This window comes from Moheibacter sp., from assembly GCF_049672845.1.
In the GTDB taxonomy this organism is placed as follows: Bacteria; Bacteroidota; Bacteroidia; order Flavobacteriales; family Weeksellaceae; genus Moheibacter.
On the sequence record NZ_JBATWT010000012.1, the window covers coordinates 93393 to 111180 of the forward strand.

16 protein-coding genes are annotated in these 17788 nt (G+C 39.1%); 10 read left to right on the forward strand and 6 right to left on the reverse strand.

Going from position 1 to position 17788, the window contains the following annotated elements:
• Positions 1-1437, reverse strand: a complete 1437-nt coding sequence (gene purB / locus WBF63_RS06245) for an adenylosuccinate lyase (RefSeq protein WP_424368852.1) — start codon at positions 1435-1437, stop codon at positions 1-3.
• Between the two features lie 113 nt (positions 1438-1550).
• On the opposite strand from purB, the gene WBF63_RS06250 reads away from it, so the two are divergent.
• The gene (locus WBF63_RS06250) at positions 1551-1868 is read left to right on the forward strand and encodes a hypothetical protein (RefSeq protein WP_424368853.1); all 318 of its coding nucleotides are present in this window, start codon (positions 1551-1553) and stop codon (positions 1866-1868) included.
• Positions 1869-1956: 88 nt separating this feature from the next.
• On the opposite strand, the gene WBF63_RS06255 is transcribed toward WBF63_RS06250, so the two are convergent.
• The gene (locus tag WBF63_RS06255; RefSeq protein WP_424368854.1) at positions 1957-3243 is read right to left on the reverse strand and encodes an adenylosuccinate synthase; all 1287 of its coding nucleotides are present in this window, start codon (positions 3241-3243) and stop codon (positions 1957-1959) included.
• 210 nt (positions 3244-3453) lie between these two features.
• On the opposite strand from WBF63_RS06255, the gene WBF63_RS06260 reads away from it, so the two are divergent.
• From WBF63_RS06260 to WBF63_RS06280, 5 genes are all read left to right on the forward strand, one after another.
• Positions 3454-3777 (forward strand): cytochrome C, encoded by a 324-nt coding sequence (locus tag WBF63_RS06260; protein ID WP_424368855.1) that lies wholly within the window; start codon positions 3454-3456, stop codon positions 3775-3777.
• A 33-nt stretch (positions 3778-3810) separates the two neighbouring features.
• Positions 3811-6135 carry a penicillin-binding protein 1C gene (pbpC, locus tag WBF63_RS06265; protein ID WP_424368856.1) on the forward strand — a complete coding sequence of 775 codons (2325 nt, stop codon included), beginning with the start codon at positions 3811-3813 and terminating at the stop codon, positions 6133-6135.
• 65 nt (positions 6136-6200) lie between these two features.
• A complete protein-coding gene (locus WBF63_RS06270; protein ID WP_424368857.1) occupies positions 6201-7850 on the forward strand; it encodes a S8 family serine peptidase in 1650 nt (549 codons plus the stop codon).
• 77 nt (positions 7851-7927) lie between these two features.
• Positions 7928-8863, forward strand: a complete 936-nt coding sequence (locus WBF63_RS06275) for a hypothetical protein (RefSeq protein ID WP_424368858.1) — start codon at positions 7928-7930, stop codon at positions 8861-8863.
• 60 nt (positions 8864-8923) lie between these two features.
• Positions 8924-10270, forward strand: coding sequence for a dicarboxylate/amino acid:cation symporter (locus tag WBF63_RS06280; RefSeq protein ID WP_424368859.1), 1347 nt, complete (start codon positions 8924-8926; stop codon positions 10268-10270).
• 147 nt (positions 10271-10417) lie between these two features.
• Here the strand turns inward: WBF63_RS06280 and fumC are convergent, their stop codons facing one another.
• A complete protein-coding gene (gene fumC, locus WBF63_RS06285; RefSeq protein ID WP_424368860.1) occupies positions 10418-11803 on the reverse strand; it encodes a class II fumarate hydratase in 1386 nt (461 codons plus the stop codon).
• A 184-nt stretch (positions 11804-11987) separates the two neighbouring features.
• Between fumC and WBF63_RS06290 the strand changes: the two genes are divergently transcribed.
• Positions 11988-12194 (forward strand): hypothetical protein, encoded by a 207-nt coding sequence (locus tag WBF63_RS06290; RefSeq protein ID WP_424368861.1) that lies wholly within the window; start codon positions 11988-11990, stop codon positions 12192-12194.
• Between the two features lie 79 nt (positions 12195-12273).
• On the opposite strand, the gene WBF63_RS06295 is transcribed toward WBF63_RS06290, so the two are convergent.
• Positions 12274-12930, reverse strand: a complete 657-nt coding sequence (locus WBF63_RS06295) for an OmpA family protein (protein ID WP_424368862.1) — start codon at positions 12928-12930, stop codon at positions 12274-12276.
• A 138-nt stretch (positions 12931-13068) separates the two neighbouring features.
• On the opposite strand from WBF63_RS06295, the gene WBF63_RS06300 reads away from it, so the two are divergent.
• Together WBF63_RS06300 and lat are read left to right on the forward strand one after the other, a co-directional pair.
• Entirely contained in the window at positions 13069-14019 is a 951-nt protein-coding gene (locus WBF63_RS06300) for a UDP-3-O-(3-hydroxymyristoyl)glucosamine N-acyltransferase (protein ID WP_424368863.1), read from the forward strand.
• Between the two features lie 62 nt (positions 14020-14081).
• Entirely contained in the window at positions 14082-15383 is a 1302-nt protein-coding gene (lat, locus tag WBF63_RS06305; protein ID WP_424368864.1) for an L-lysine 6-transaminase, read from the forward strand.
• A gap of 76 nt (positions 15384-15459) precedes the next feature.
• Here lat and WBF63_RS06310 read toward each other — a convergent pair whose 3' ends face one another.
• Both WBF63_RS06310 and WBF63_RS06315 read right to left on the reverse strand, forming a co-directional pair.
• The gene (locus tag WBF63_RS06310) at positions 15460-15996 is read right to left on the reverse strand and encodes a hypothetical protein (protein ID WP_424368865.1); all 537 of its coding nucleotides are present in this window, start codon (positions 15994-15996) and stop codon (positions 15460-15462) included.
• Positions 15997-16114: 118 nt separating this feature from the next.
• Positions 16115-16627: a hypothetical protein gene (locus WBF63_RS06315; protein WP_424368866.1), complete on the reverse strand. Its 513-nt coding sequence runs from the start codon at positions 16625-16627 to the stop codon at positions 16115-16117.
• Positions 16628-16797: 170 nt separating this feature from the next.
• Between WBF63_RS06315 and purM the strand changes: the two genes are divergently transcribed.
• Entirely contained in the window at positions 16798-17787 is a 990-nt protein-coding gene (gene purM, locus WBF63_RS06320; RefSeq protein WP_424368867.1) for a phosphoribosylformylglycinamidine cyclo-ligase, read from the forward strand.
• Position 17788 lies beyond the last annotated feature (1 nt).

Here is a 17788-nt window from a genome sequence, read left to right on the forward strand (position 1 = left end):
TTAAACTTTTAAATCTGTTTTCAGACCGATTAAATCTTGATTTTTATTCAAAATGGGTTGTACATGTTCTGCTAAAAATTCTTCTGTCTGGATGGGAGCAAAACCTATGAAATTCATCGGATCCAAAACTTGTTGAAGTTTTTCTTTGTCGATGTTAAATCTTTCGTCTGCCAAAATTCTTTCTACCAAATCATTTGGTTTTCCTTCCATTTTAACTTGTCTTGCCGCTTCCATACTATGTTCGCGAATTAATTCGTGTAATTCCTGACGGTCGCCACCGTTTTTCACGCCTTCCATGATGATGTATTCCGTCGCCATGAAGGGAAGTTCTTCGTTGATGCGTTTTTCAATGATTTTAGGATAAACGACCATACCGTCCAAAACATTGTTCCAAATAATCAAAATCGCATCGATGGCCAGAAATGCTTGCGGAATGCTCAGTCGTTTGTTGGCCGAATCGTCCAAAGTTCTTTCAAACCATTGCGTGGAAGCCACCATTGCGGGACTCGAAGCCAATGAAATCACAAACTTTGCCAAAGCCGAAATTCTTTCGCTTCGCATCGGATTTCGTTTGTAAGCCATGGCCGATGAACCGATTTGCGATTTTTCAAAAGGTTCTTCGATTTCTTTTAAATTCTGAAGCAATCTTAAATCATTTGTGAATTTATGTGCGGATTGTGCGATGTTGGAAAGTGTCGCCAAAACTTCTGCATCGATTTTCCGGTCGTAAGTCTGTCCGGTTACGCCCAAAACTTTTTTAAATCCGAATTGTTCTGACAATCTTTTGTCCAAAGCTTTTACTTTTTCGTAATCTCCGTCAAATAATTCCTTGAAACTCGCAGCTGTTCCGGTGGTTCCTTTTACTCCACGGAAACGCAAAGTTTCAATTCGGAATTCCAATTCTTCAAAATCCAACAAAACCGATTGTAACCAAAGTGTCGCTCTTTTCCCGACGGTGGTTAATTGTGCAGGCTGAAAGTGGGTGAACCCCAAAGTGGGTAAATCTTTGTATTCCAATGCGAAATCATTCAGTCCTTTGATGACGTTGACCAGTTTTTTCTTCACAATCAAAAGTCCTTCCCGAATTTGAATTAAATCAGTATTGTCACCCACAAAAGCGGAAGTGGCACCGAGGTGAATAATCGGGCGGGCTTTCGGAGCGACATCACCCAAAGTGTGAACGTGCGCCATCACATCGTGACGGAATTCTTTTTCATATTTGGCGGCGGTTTCGTAATCGATGTTGTGAATATTGTCACGAATTTCCTGTAGTTGTTCATCGGAAATATCCAATCCCAAATCTTTCTGGATTTCAGCTAAGGAAAGCCAAAGTTTTCTCCAAGTTGAAAATTTCATATCAGGAGAGAAGTTATAAAGCATTTCATCGCTACTGTAACGGGATTCAAGGGGATTTTGATATTTGGCGTTTGAACTCATGGAAATATATTTTTCACAAAATTAAGCTTTCAAAAAGAATACTGAAAGAATTCGATGTATGATTTGGCATTAATTATGAAGTAGAAGAATTAAACCTTTAAAAATTTAAAATCATGGAAGAGAAAAGACAATACAAGTATGCCGATGCGGAAACGGCGCTTGAAGATTTGAAACAGAAAGGTTATGTGAAAGATTATAATGCTCATTCTGAAGAGATTACACACAATCCGGCTGCTTTCAAAATCATGTACATTTATCGGTACGAAGGGATGAGCAATCCCGATGATGAGTCCACGGTTTATGGAATTGAACACCTGAACCATGGGGAAAAAGGCGTTTTTGTAGCCGGAAATTTGAGCTTTAATGAAGATGATGCTGCCAAAGTTCTCTTGCAATTGGAAATTGATGGTAGAAAGGAGGAGTTGGAATAAAAAAACTTTGTCAAAGCTTTACGAATAAATTTTTGACAAAGTTTAATTTGAAATCGGCTTTTGAATGCCGATTTTTTTATGTTTTAAATTAAAACAATTCCTTTCTGATGATATTCTGCGACCGGTCCGGTCCGACTGAAACCAGATAAATCTCAATTCCCAAATATTCTTCAATGAAGTGAATGTACTCCTGTGCATTTTCTGGTAATTCACTGAAGGAATTGATGTTGCAAATGTCTTCCTTCCATCCGTCCAATTCCTTGTAAACCGGAGTGTATTTGTCCAGTTTGGTAGTGGAAGCTGTGAAATTATGTTTGATTTCGCCGTCTTCGGTTTGGTAATCGGTACAAACTTTAATTTTATCAAATCCGCTCAAAACATCCAGTTTCGTGATGACCAAATGCGTAATTCCGTTGATGCGACAAGCATGTTTCAAAGCGACTAAATCCAGCCAACCACATCTTCTCGGACGACCTGTTGAAGCGCCGAATTCATGTCCGACTTTGCGGATGTGCTCTCCGACTTCATCGTCCAATTCCGTCGGGAAAGGACCGTTACCTACTCTAGTGCAATAAGCTTTGGAAACCCCAATCAGATTTTTCAGTTTGGTAGGCGGAACGCCCGCGCCTACACAAACACCGCCCGTTGAAGGCGAAGAGGAAGTTACGTATGGATAAGTTCCATAATCGATGTCCAGCATCAAGGCTTGAGCACCTTCAAATAATACATTTTTTCCTTCGTCAATTGCATCATTTACTTCCACAACAGCATCGATGATTCTGTGTTTTATTTTTTCGCCGTAGGCTAAATAATCATTGTAAATTTCATCAAAATCCAATGCCGGTTTATCAAATAATTTTTCAAACAAAGCATTTTTGATTTTCAGATTGATTTCCAATTTTTCTCTTAAAACTTCAGGGTTTAATAGATCAATCGCACGGATGCCGACTCTTGCGACTTTGTCTTCATAGCAAGGCCCAATTCCGCGTTTGGTAGTCCCGATAGAATCTTTTCCAGCAGCTTCTTCGCGGTACCCATCCAGTAAAACATGGTAAGGCATGATGATGTGTGCGCGACGGTCAATGAAAATATGACCACTGCTGATCCCACGACTTTCCAAAGTGGCTACTTCATCCAGAAAACTTTGAGGGTTGACAACTACACCACTTCCGATGATGCATTTCCCTTGTGATTGCAAAACGCCTGACGGCAGCAGGTGCAATACAAATTTATCCTCGCCTACATAAACCGTATGGCCGGCATTGTTTCCGCCCTGATAGCGGACTACGTAATCTGATTTGGCTGAAAGTACATCGGTAATTTTCCCTTTTCCTTCGTCTCCGAACTGAAGACCTACTACAACGTATGTTGACATTTTCTGAATTGAAATTTAGAGTGCAAAAAAAACTTGCATGTTACTGCACAAAAATAAAGGATTAAGATGGGTAAGGCAAATAAAACAATCAACAAAAGCTGGAAGTTTTCAAGAATTCCGAAATCGTTTAGCATCAATCTAAATTATGCTAGGATTAAAATATAAAAGTCATAAATGCTTAATTTTAAAGGCATTTAAATATCAGTCATTATGAAATCATTACTTAAAACACTTGGATTAGTTCTGATCGTTTTGTTTGTGGTCAGTTGTGCGGCTCGTGTTGTCAATACCGTTGCACATCTGGAACCAGTGCCGACCAAAGCAGAAGTTCATGAAAGTTTTTCTGCTGAAGAGCTTGGTCAAGGCGGAGCTTTGTTTACCAATAACTGCGATAAATGTCACAAATTGTTTGAACCGGATTCTCGTGATGCGGAAAAATGGAATGAGGTGCTGAAACGTATGATTCCCAAAGCTAAGCTGAATTATGAAGAAGGAAAACTAGTGCGTGCTTATATTATTGCCCATTCCGAGTAATTTGGAATCATATTTGAGGAACAGCGATTCTTCATGTGGAAAAAGGTCAAAATATTTTACGGAAAGTTTAAAATCCCAATCTGGTCAGTTTTTGGGATTTTTTTGATTTGGTATTTGTTTTTTTCTTTGCCAAAACCACTTTTTAAAGAAGAAACTTCCACACTGATTTATAGTCAGGACAATAAACTGCTTGGCGCAACTATTTCAGGCGATGAACAATGGCGATTCCCTGCGAATGATTCGGTTCCAAAACGATTTGAAATTTGTATCACCCAATTTGAAGATGCTTATTTCAGAAAACATCCGGGTGTAAATCCGGTTTCTTTGTTTCGTGCTTTCAGACAAAATTTATCTTCCGAAGGAATCGTCAGCGGTGGAAGTACGATTACCATGCAAACCATCCGCCTTGCCAAACAAAACCCCAAGCGAACTTATGGACAAAAGTTACTGGAAATCATTCAAGCCACCCGTCTTGAATTGACCAATTCAAAAGATAAAATTTTAAACCATTATGTTTCCCATGCGCCTTTCGGCGGAAATGTAGTAGGGCTTGATGCCGCTGCCTGGCGCTACTATGCAAAATCGGCAGATCAGCTTTCCTGGGGTGAATCCGCAACGCTTGCGGTATTGCCTAATTCGCCTTCCTTGATTTTTCCAGGGAAAAATCAGGATTTGTTATTAAAGAAAAGAAATCGTCTTTTGAAGAAATTATGGGAGGAAGAATTCATCGACAAAGACGATTATGAACTGGCGATTTTGGAACCTTTACCGGGAAAACCTAATGCATTGCCTGATATTGCACCGCATTTATTGCACACTGCCATCAAATCACACAAAGGAAAACGCCTGAAAACCACGCTGGATTCCAATCTTCAGGAACAACTTAGTTTAATTGTGGAAAATCACAAACAGCAACTTTCTTCAAAAGAAATTCATAATATGGCGGTTTTGGTTTTGGAAGTGAAATCGGGGAATGTAAAAGCTTACGTCGGAAATACATTCGATCAAAATAATTCTTATTCAAATCAGGTAGATATCATTCAGGCGAGAAGAAGCAGTGGCAGCATTCTGAAACCATTTTTATACGCTTCTATGATTCAGGAAGGAAAACTTTTGCCAAAAATGCTGCTTCCTGACATACCTATGGATATCACAGAAAATTATGAAAGAAATTATTCGGGTGCCGTTCCGGCCGATGAAGCGTTGGCTCGTTCGCTGAATATTCCTTCTGTTCATATGCTTGAAAATTATAGTGTTGCTAAATTTCATCATCGTTTGCAGGAATTTGGATTTACAACTTTTGATAAAACGCCTAAACACTACGGATTGTCGTTGATCGTAGGTGGAGGTGAAGTAACCTTATGGGAACTGGCACAGGCTTATCGGAATATGGCATACAATGTTTTGAAACCTAATAATTTTGTATTTAATCATAAAATAAATTACCTGAAAAACGTTCCGGGCGAAGTAAGTAAGTATCCGGTCAGTGCCCAGTCATCTTATCTTACATTGCAAGCATTAAAAGATGTCGCCAGACCTGATTCTGAAGCCGGCTGGCAGGTTTATTCTGCAAAAAATATTGCGTGGAAAACGGGAACAAGTCACGGATTTAAAGATGCATGGTCCGTGGGTGTTTCGGGAGATTATGTAGTGGCAGTCTGGGTTGGAAATGCCGATGGCGAAGGTCGCCCGGGCATCATTGGTGTAAAAGCTGCGGCACCGGTTATGTTTGATGTATTTAGTCGTTTAAAATCAAACACCCAATTTGAAAAGCCAAAAGGAAACTGGATAGAAGTCAGAACCTGCAAGGAAAGCGGATTTCTACTTGGAGAAAATTGTGCAACATTTGTTCGTACGACAATTCCGGCTTCAGCAGAAAATGGTCCGGTTTGTCCTTATCATAAAAAAATTCATCTCGATAAAACGGCAAGTTTTCGGGTGAACAATGAATGTTATCCGGTAAGCGAAATGATTACAGAAAAACGGTTTGTGCTTCCGCCCATCGAAGCTTATTATTATCAAAAAAATCATCCTGAATACAAACCGCTACCTGCTTTTGGTGGGAATTGTGTCAATCCCGGAAATCAAAAACCTTTTGATTTTGTTTATCCGAGAAATTTTACCCGGATTTTCCTTCCACGTGATTTCTCCGGAAATCAGCAGCCTGTGGTGTTTGAAATCGCTTATATCCAACCCGAAAAATCTCTTTTTTGGTATTTGGACGGAAAATATGTGGCAACTACGCAAAATATTCATAAACTTGCGCTGCAACCTGAAGCCGGTCTGCACAGCCTGACCGTGAGCGATAAGGAAGGTAACCGGATTCAGAAATCTTTTACAATTGTGAACAAAGAATAGAAAAACTTCTGTAACAATTTATTAAATTCGTAAACTAATTGATGTATCAAATAAATTTAGAGTATATGAAAAAGCACATTATGTCTTTGTTTTTGCTGGTTTTGAGCTTCCATATGTTTGCTCAAATTACCGAGCCGGACAAAGCGGAATTGGAAAAAAGAAACTGGCAGCACCAGAATTTTGCTGAAACCGGTATCTATGGAATCGGAACGGATGCCGCTATCGAATTTTTAAAATCAAAAGGTCTCACTCCGCAGACTGTAGTGGTGGGAGTATTGGATAGTGGAATTGAAATCGATCATGAAGATTTAAAGAACAATATCTGGGTCAATCCTAAAGAAGTTGCCAACAATGGAAAAGATGATGACAAAAATGGATATGTTGATGATATTCACGGTTGGGATTTCAATGTTGATGGAAAAAATGTAGATTACAATGACGAAACCTATGAAGCAACGCGTGTTGTGAAGAGATTCATGCCCCTATTTGCTTCAGCCAACAAAAGAGCCAATGTGGAAAACATGAAAAAAATGCCTGCGGAATACCAGGAATATTTGCGTGCAAGAAAATATTGGGCTGAAAAATATTATGGTGCTCAAACGAATCTTGAAAATTTAGAAAAGGATAAAAAAGAAATTCTTCCGGCTTTGAACGGATTGAAATCTACTTTTCAATCGACTAAATTGTCAAAAGAATACGTTCAGAATACAGCTGATTCAGACAAAATCGGTAAAACGGAAAAAGAACACATCGAACTTTTATTGGCTAAAAACGTAGATTTCGAAGGACATACTTTGGCAGAAATCATTGACCGCGTTGAAAAACGATTCAATGCGATGCAGGAAAGATATGAAGGCGAAGTCAAATATGCTTTCAATCTGGATTTTGATCCAACCGACGGAAGAACAGCTTCCACGCCTAAAGGATTTGGAAACAATGAAGTGGAAGGACCGGATGCATTTCACGGAACGCACGTTGCGGGTATCATTGGTGCCGAAAGAAACAATGGTTTGGGAATGAATGGAGTTGCAGGTGATGTGGTGAAGTTGATGTCTGTACGAATGGTTCCAAACGGTGACGAACGCGATCTGGACGTAGCTTTGGGAATTCGTTATGCGGTAGACAACGGAGCAAAAGTTTTGAACATGAGTTTCGGTAAAGGTTTTTCTCCCGACAAAAAAGTGGTAATGGATGCCATCAAATACGCCGACAGAAAAGGAGTTTTGATGTTCCATGCGGCAGGAAACGATAATAAAGATTTGGATTTCAATCATAATTATCCGTCCAATTTCAATCACAATGAAATGAAAAACTTGTTCAAACACTGGATTACGGTAGGAGCAAGTACAAGAGATCCGCAAAATCTGAAAGCTCGTTTTTCCAATTACGGAACCATGAAAGTTGATATTTTCGCACCAGGAACCGAGATTTATTCGACTATTCAGGACAATACGTACCGATACGCACAGGGAACTTCTATGGCATCTCCGGTTGCAGCAGGTGCGGCAGCTTTGATCTGGGCTTATTTCCCGCACATGAAAGCGCATCAGGTAAAAGAAGTTTTGTTTGAATCGGTTAATAAATCAGATCAGATTTCCAAAATCGGTTCCGAAAACGATGAACGTAAATTCTCTGATTTGTCTGCGACAGGCGGTGTGATTGACGTGAACAAAGCGGTTCGTCTGGCTTACGAGCGTTACGGAAAAAAGAAATAAATTGTTTTTTTTATAGTTTGAAATCCCCGAAGGAAACTTCGGGGATTTTTTTAAATTGCCAACCCAAATTTAACTACATGAAAAATTATTTATTTGTTATTATTTTCACATTTTCCTGTGTGTTAAATGCACAGATTGTTTTCAACGTCGGGGGAAATAATTATTATGAAGCAAAACTTTATTTAGAGAACGGAAGCATAAAGGAAGGTTTGTTGCTTGATTTTAATGATAAGAAAGTCGTTAACTTCAAACCACAACTGATAGCCGAAGGGTTTTCATCGGTTGAAACCCGATTGGGACTGACCAACAAATTTTATTATTTCAAATCAGACAAAGATTCTAAAGACGAAAAAATAGATTTCAGTGACATAAAAAAAATTGAAAGAAAGGAATACCGCCCCGGTTCAGATGAAGCTCACACAGTCACTTATGAAAAGATAAAACTGATAATGTATGATAACCAGCTTAACAAGGATACGGAAGTGCCTGATTTTTTTGCTCCCGTACAATTTACCAATGGTAAAATAAATGTGTTTAGTTTTTTAGAATCAACTTGCTACGGAAAGTCCATTAGTAGTTGTAAAATTTCAGGTCTGCATTTTTACTTTAAACCTGTAAACGGTGACTTTGGAATAAAACCTACGAACTTTACTTTCGGAAATTTTTTTACCATCAGTAAGCTGACAGATAAATATTTTCTTTCTTTTAAATTATTGGGAGAAAATTGCCCTGAATTCTTAAAATATGTGGAGCAGGAGGAAGCTGTGAAAAAAGAGTCTTTTCAGCCTGAATTCGTCAGATTGGTTAAGGATATTTATGCTAAAAAACTCACTGATACTTATTTGGATGAATATAAATCCCAACTAAAATCAACCAAAAAGAAAATGTCAAAAGATGATTTTGAAAAATTTGAAGGCCAGTTATATCAGAAATACCTGGATGACAGCGGAGAACTATTCTACAAGACTTTATTTGAAGAAATGTTAATCCGATACATGAATACATGTGAATAATCCGAATCTCTCAACCCATGAAATTCTTATTCGTATTTTTGTCGGTTAAATTTTGATTCGATGACGGAATATGGAATTGACCGATTACAACCGGTAAAAGATCTTTACACTTATCTACAACGCTTTGTTCAGAAACGTTTATGGCTTCGTGTGATGATTGCCATGATTGCCGGAATTCTTTTGGGTGCTTACTTCGCCACCAAACCGGAATGGATCGAAGCAAATACTTTGGAATCAGTTGTGAATTGGATTGCTTTCCCCGGAAACCTATTTATCCGAATTGTTCAAATGATTATGATTCCGCTAATGTTTTCATCGGTTGTGCAAGGTATTGCTGGCGGTGGAAATGCGGATTATCTCAAAAAATCCGGCCCCAAACTTTTGTTGTATTATATGATGACCACCACCACGGTTCTGATTTTCGCCGTGGTTTTGGTAAATATAATGAATCCGGGCGCGTATATGGATGCCGGAAATCTGATTACGCCTGATATGGCCATTGATGCGGAAGCAGCAACAAATGGTAGATCTGCTACAAATTTTGGCAATATTCCCACAATGATCATCGACTTGTTGCCTGCAAATCCACTTGCGGCATTGGTTTCAGGTGATATGTTGAGTATCGTGATTTTTGCGGTTATCATTGGGGTTTCGCTGGCCAATATACCTTCGGACACTGCTATACCTTTGCTGAAAGTATTGTATTCCGTTCAGGAAATTACCATGGCGATTACCCAATGGGCAATGAATATCGTGCCTTTGGCGGTTTTTGGTCTGATGTGTCAGGTAACTTCTCAAGTGGGAATTGGAACCATCATGGGGCTTTCCATGTTTATGCTGACGGTGATAATCGGACTTTTCCTTGTGGTAATTGTGTACAGTTGTATTCTTTTATTTGTAGCAAGAGTCAATCTGAAAAAGTTTTTTATAGACGCCAGAGATACTTTATTATTGGCATTTTCGGTAGCAAGTTCCGCAGCGGTGATGCCACTTACATTGAAAACGGCCGAAGAAAAAATGGGAATTCATCCTTCGGTCAGTCGGTTTATCATTCCGGTCGGGGTTTCATTGAACATGGATGGAACCGCAGTTTTCCAAGCGATTGCTACTTTGTTTATCGCGCAGGTTTACGGATTGGAACTGGATTTGGCGACGATTATGATTATCATTATTACTACGATTTTGGCTTCAATCGGTACGCCATCTGCGCCCGGAGCGGGTGTAATTGTTTTGGGTTCGGTACTCGGAACCATTGGAATTCCGATGACCGCTATTGCTTTGATCATTGGCGTTGACCGACTTTTGGGAATGTTCCGAACTTCTGTTAACGTGATGGGTGATTTGGTAACTTGTAATGTGTTTAACCGATTTCATATTGAGGAGCCGAAGAAACCTGAGCAATCTTAAATCAATTTGTTGAGGCAGATTATTTTTTATTCTTCGAATTAATTAAAAAAACATAAAAATCCCGGTCACTGAGGTTCTCGAAGTGCCGGGATTTTATTTTCAAATTATCTATTTTAATTCTTCCTGTCAGGGGAGGTCAGGAGGGGCTTATACCATTTCCTCAGGTTTCACCCAAGCATCAAAATCTTCCGCTGAAACATAGCCCAAACGAACTGCTTCTTCTTTCAAAGTCGTTCCGTTTTTATGTGCGGTTTGAGCAATTTCGGCCGCTTTGTAATAGCCAATTTTAGTATTCAAAGCCGTAACCAGCATCAATGAATTATCCAGCAATTCTTTGATTCGTTTGTGGTTCGGTTCAATTCCTTGTGCACAATGTTCGTCAAAAGAAACACAGGCATCGCCAATCAATTCTGCGCTTTGTAGGAAATTATAAGCCATCATCGGTTTGAAAACATTCAGTTCATAATGACCTTGGGTTCCACCAATGGTAATGGCAACGTCATTTCCCATCACTTGGGCAGCGACCATCGTCAAAGCTTCGGCTTGTGTAGGATTGACTTTTCCAGGCATAATGGAGGAACCCGGTTCGTTTTCTGGAATGAAAATTTCGCCAATTCCTGAACGGGGACCCGAAGCCAGCATTCGGATGTCGTTTGCAATTTTATTCAGTGAAACAGCCAATTGTTTTAAAGCGCCGTGCGATTCCACGATGGCATCATGGGCAGCCAATGCTTCAAATTTATTTTCAGCTGTTACAAATGGAAGTCCGGTAAATTCGGCAATGTATTTCGCTACGAGAACATCATAGCCTTTCGGAGTGTTCAAGCCGGTTCCAACGGCCGTTCCGCCCAGGGCCAGTTCAGAAAGATGAGGTAAAGTATTTTTCAAAGCTTTCAATCCGTGATCCAATTGGGAAACATACCCGGAAAACTCTTGTCCCAAAGTTAGGGGAGTGGCGTCCATCAAATGCGTACGACCGATTTTTACCACATCTTTGAATTCTTCAGATTTTCTTTTCAGGGTATCGCGTAATTGTTCCACACCCGGAATTGTTTTTTCCACAACGGCCTTGTAACAGGCAATGTGCATTCCGGTTGGGAAAGTATCATTAGAAGACTGGGATTTGTTTACATCGTCATTGGGTTGCAAAACTTTTTCTCCTTCACCGATTTTTCCACCTGAAAGTACCTGGGCACGATGCGAAATAACTTCGTTTACATTCATATTGGACTGAGTACCCGAACCCGTTTGCCAAATGACAAGTGGGAACTGATTGTCAAGTTTTCCTGCCAGAATTTCATCACACACCTGCGCAATTCGGTCTCTTTTTTCTTGCGGTAATGCACCGAGTTCAGAATTTGCATAGGCGGCTGCTTTTTTCAGATAAGCAAATCCATAAATAATTTCTTTGGGCATGGAAGCCGCCGGCCCGATTTTGAAATTATTTCGGGAACGTTCGGTTTGTGCGCCCCAATATTTATCGGCAGGAACTTTCACTTCCCCCATTGTGTCTTTCTCAATTCTGTATTCCATTCTATTTTATTTAAAATACGATTAAACTATTTTATTTTTATTATTTCAAATGAATTCTATCTATTTGAAAATTAAAGCCCAAAGTTAAGAAACCTCTACAAAAGAATTTTTAAAAGTGATAATTTTCAGTTTCGTTTTGGAATTGGATTAAATTTTATAATTTTGTCAGGATAAATTTACAGTTATGGCACAGTACTTAGGGTTTGTATTTTTCTTGTTTATGGCGGTTTGTGGTTTTTGGGGAATTTTGTTTTTCTCATCCATCATTCCTTTTTGGTTAACCGGTTGGTTCAGAATGAAAGCCAAAGAAAGAAAAGGTGGGCTTCATTTGGAAGTTCGTCCTACTTTGCCAGAACAGGAAGGTGTTACTGTACTTTACAGCAAGAATTAATTCGAAATAATTATAAAAAATAAATCCCGGCACTTCGAGAACCTCAGTGACCGGGATTTTTAATTGTCTCAAAACCAACTTATTTTTTGGTAATTCGGATATCCACTCTTCGGTTTTGCGCTTTACATTCATCCGTATCATTTGCCGGACATACAAAATGCTGGGCACCGTAACCTTCACTTTCAATTCTTGAAGCGTCTACACCACCCGCAATGATTTTATCGGCTACAGCCTTGGCTCTTTCCGTTGAAACGCGTTGATTTACAGCTGCATCGCCAGTGCTGTCTGTGTAACCACCTACTTTTATGCTGGCATTAGGAAAAGCTTTCAGCAAAGTAATCAGGTTAGCAACCTGCGCTTCTGAATTTGGCGTCAGCTGAGAATTTCCGGTTGCGAAATAAACACGGTCAAGTGTCACCCAACCTTGTGTTTTATCGTCACTTACTGTAAAATTAGCATTGTTCAACATTCCGAATAATTTGTTTTCGGTTGAATTTTCACCTACCTCGATTTTACCACCGTCCGGAAGTGCAATTTCGGTGTTGTTACCGATGTCATAAATATAATTTCCGTCTGCATCCAATTTAGAAGCAGGCAGATCGTCGGCATTTGTGTCAATTCGTAGAGTGTCTTCTGCGGGAGCCACCGCAATTCCTTCTTTTTTCTCACATTTACAAGCAGTGAAAATCAAAGACGAACCGACCAATACTGCTAAAATTCCTTTTTGTAATTTCATAATTCTATTGATTTTTTAGGGTTTTGAATAATTAAGAACCTATGCTCTCAATTTTTATTCCAGTTGTTAAATATTAACCGAAGTTAAAAGAAACATTCCAAAAAGAAAAAAATATATTTGCGGTAAAATTATATTCTGATGAAATTTCCACGCATTCATACTTTGAAAGAAATTGCCACTTTGATTGATTCAAAATTTATCGGGAATGAAGATTTCCCGGTGGAAGGACTCAATGAAATTCACGTGGTCGAACCGGGTGATATTGTTTTTGTGGATCATCCGAAATATTACGATAAAGCTCTTCAAAGTGCCGCAACTGTGGTTTTAATCAATAAAGAAGTGGATTGTCCCGAAGGTAAAGCATTGTTGATCTCCGATGATCCTTTCCGTGATTTTGTAAAAATCGGTCAGTATTTTAATTCATTCAAAATTTCCAATCAAAGTATTTCTGAAACGGCTGAAATCGGAGAAGGAACTCATATTCAACCGGGCGCATTCATCGGTCAAAATGTAAAAATCGGCAAAAATTGTCTGATCCACGCCAATGTTTCGATTGGAAACGATTCAGTCATCGGAGACAATGTGATCATTCATTCTGGAACGGTTTTGGGCGGTGATGGATTTTATTATAAAAAGCGCGAAACCGGATTTGATAAATTGAAATCCGTTGGAAATGTTGTCATAGGAAACGATGTGGAAATCGGAGCGAATTGTACCATTGACCGGGGCGTGACGGCCTCCACGAGGATTGGAGACGGAACCAAAATGGATAATTTAATTCAAGTCGGGCATGATACTATCATCGGTAAGAAATGTCTGATAGCTTCGCAAGTTGGGATTGCAGGCTGTGTGATCATTGGAAATGAAGTCACACTTTGGGGGCAAGTTGGGATCAAAAGCGGAATTACAATCGCCGATAAAGTCGTGGTGATGGCACAGTCCGGAGTGGGACATAATTTAGAGGAAGGGAAATCTTATTTCGGTTCTCCGGCCGAAGAAGCACGTGCGATGTACAAGAAAATGGCGGCAAGTCAGATTCTTGTTCAGGATTATCTCAAACGCAAAAAAGAGGGCAAATCCGGCGGTTGATTTCTAAGTTATTTGTCTTTAATTTCTTAAGTTTGCAATCCGCATAACAAAATATTTATAAAATGGAAACACAAACAATGAACGTACACGAAAGATTGGGAAAACATATATTGGCCGATGGTTATCCGCTTGTGATGGATATCGTGAAATCGCACGGTTCTTATATAGTAGATGAAAATGGAGAAGAGTACCTGGATATGTTCAGTATGTTTGCTTCGGCTTCCATTGGTTACAATCATCCGCATTTGGTGAAAAACCTTGAGTTTTTAGGTCGAATGGCTGTAAATAAACCAACGGTTTCGGATGTTTATACAGAAGAATACGCCGATTTCGTCGATACTTTTGAACGTGTCGCGATTCCAAAGGAATTACAATATGCTTTCTTTGTGGAAGGAGGTGCTTTGGCAGTTGAAAATGCTTTGAAAGCAGCTTTTGACTGGAAAACAAGATTGAATAAATCCAAAGGAATTGACAAAGAAGCCGGGAAAGTCATCCACTTTCAGCAAGCTTTTCACGGTCGTTCCGGATATACATTGACATTGACCAATACGAAAGACCCGAGAAAATATATGTATTTTCCGAAGTTTGACTGGCCAAGAATTATCAATCCGAAATTGTATTTCCCGATTACAGAAGAAAATTTAGCCAAAACGATTTCACAGGAAAAACTGGCCATCGAACAAATTATGTCGGCGATTTCAGAAAATCCAAATGAAATTGCTTGTTTGGTAATTGAAACCATTCAGGCCGAAGGAGGTGATAATTTCTTCCGAAATGAATTCTTCAAAGAATTGAGAAGAATTTGTGATGAGAATGAAATCCTTTTGATTTTAGATGAAGTTCAGACCGGAATCGGATTGACCGGAAAAATGTGGGGATTCCAGAATTACGACATCATTCCCGACATTATTTCTTTCGGAAAGAAAACACAGGTTTGTGGAATTCTTGCCAATAAAGAAAAATTGGATCAAGTGGATCATAATGTCTTCCAAGAGTCCAGCCGAATTAATTCCACGTTTGGCGGAAACTACATCGATATGATTCGTTTCAAACTGATTCTGGAAGTAATCGAACAAGAAAATCTTTTGGAAAATGTAAGAGTTCAGGGTGAATTTTTGAAATCAGAATTGGAGAAATTACAAGATAAATATTCAAATGTGAGCAATGTTCGCGGAATGGGATTGTTCCTTTCGTTTGATTTGCCTTCTGATGAAGAACGAAATGCATTTATCAACAAAGCATTTGAAAACAAATTAATCGTTCTTTCTTGTGGAAATCAATCTGTTAGGTTCCGTCCGCATCTGAACGTAAAACGTGAAGATTTGGAAAAAGCAGTTGAAATCATTGATAGTATTTTAGCTTAAATTAATTCAAAAACAGACATAAAAAATCCCGTCTTGGCTCAGCCGAGACGGGATTTTTATTTTTTTCAGGTATAGATTAAAATTTAAAGGCAGCTCCAACACCGATTGAACCGACGTTGTATCTGTCATCCCAGTCCGGGTTTCCAGGTCCGGGTCCGTCCCAATTATAATTGATAGCTTTGTAATAGCCGTATAAATCAACTATCGGTAAACTGAACCCAAATCGAGGTCGCGCTAAGAAACCACCATCGCCGGCGCCATCACTTACACCAATTGCATATCCTAAATCCAATCCTGCAAATAATTGAGGTGTGATTTGAAATTTAGCAGTTGCTGCCAAAGGAATGAAAGTCGCTCCTTCATATTCGTAAGTAGTATTGCCCCAACGGTAATCTTTGCCAAAGAAATGATCTACTCCAATGAGTCCACCCAATTGCCATTTAGGCGCTAAGTTAACATAGTAAGCAAATGTTGCACCCGTATTAAAACTCAGGGCATCTGCATCCCCAACTGGCGCTCCTAGATAAGGACCTACTTCAAAGCTTCCGCTTTGTGCATTTACTCCTACTAATCCGATTATTGAAAGTAATGCTGTGAAAATAATCTTTTTCATAATTATTAGTTTTTATACGGAGTTGAATTTTACAAATACAATGCCATAGCAATTTTAACAATTAAAAAAGGCATCTGCCAGAGATGCCTTCATTTGATTTATAAGCGTTTAGTTTTAATTAAAATTTGAAGTTTAAGCCCAATGTTATAGAAGACAAACTAGAAACCGCCGCATAATTGTATTGAGATTCTGAGTAATAATCCTGTGTAGCAAAAATTCCTTTGTAAGCGATGTATAAATCGGTCAGTCTGGTGCTCCATCCAAATCTAGGACGTACCATAAAACCGCCATTGTATCCTTCTTCTAAGGCAACAGCATATCCAAGATCCAACCCTCCAAACAATGCCGGTATGAAATTATATTTTGCAGAAGCTGCTATATCTAAGAAAGAAGCATCTATTCCTTGAGCATCATTGCTTGCAAAATGGTCAAATAAAACCATAGGTCCAACTCTTAACTTATCAACAGGTTGGAAATAATAAGCAACACCACCTCCGATATTGCCGCTTCGGCTTCCGTAAACTTCGTTGATTGTAGTTCCGAAAATAACACCAATTTCAAAGTTAGATTGTGCTTTGAGACTAAAAAAAGTTAGCAAACTCATAAAAACCGATAACGTAATTTTTTTCATAATATAATAAGTTTTAAAGACAAAATTAAGTTGTCTTTGCATGTTCGGAAATACCCACAAGTAGCGATTTTGGAAGCTTTCATAAGCAAGAGAAATTTGTCCTTGCAGTTTAGGTAGCTGTTGAATTATTGGTTATTTTTGTGCCACCATTCAATCACAATTAGAATTTCATGAGTAATACCTACAAATCAGCGGGCGTAGATAAAGAAGAAGGTTACCAAACCGTTTCAAAAATCAAAAGAGCAGTTTCTGAAACTCATAATGCCAATGTTCTGAACGGTATCGGCAGTTTTGGTGCTTTTTATCAACTTTCAGGTTATAAAAATCCGGTTTTGGTTTCCGGAACCGACGGAGTAGGAACAAAGCTCAGAATTGCGCTGGACGTGAAAAAATATGATACGGTTGGGATTGATTGTTTTGCGATGTGTGCAAACGATATCCTTTGTCACGGAGCTAAACCTTTGTTTTTTCTGGATTATCTTGCTTGCGGAAAATTGGATTCTGACATTGCCGCCGAAATCGTAGGTGGAATTGCTGCCGCTTGCAAAGAAACGGGAACGGCTTTAATCGGTGGGGAGACAGCCGAAATGCCAGGAATGTATCAAGTCGGAGATTATGATGTAGCCGGATTTTGTGTAGGTGTAGTGGAGAAAGATGAAATCATCGATGGTTCAGAAATCCGAGAAGGTCAAATGATTATTGGACTCCCATCCAGCGGATTTCATAGCAATGGTTTTTCATTGGTTCGAAAAATATTTTCTGATTTCAATGAGGAATTTGAAGGGAAACCACTTTGGGAGACGCTTTTGGTTCCTACGAAATTATATCAAAACGATATTTTTAAAATCAGGGAAAAAGTTCAGCTTTCCGGAATTGCGCACATTACGGGTGGTGGATTGATTGAAAATCTCCCAAGAATTTTACCGAAAGGTTTGAAGGCTGTCATCAAAAAATCAAAAGTCAAAGTTCCGACTGTGATGCAGGAATTGATGAAACGCGGTGGAATTCCAGAGGATGAAATGTTCGGTACTTTCAATATGGGTGTAGGAATGGTTGTCGTTTGTGATACAAAAGATGCCGATTCTGTTTTAGAATTAATTGAAGGTTCGATGTTGATTGGGCAAATCGAAAAAGGAGAAGAAGAAATTATTTTAAAATAAT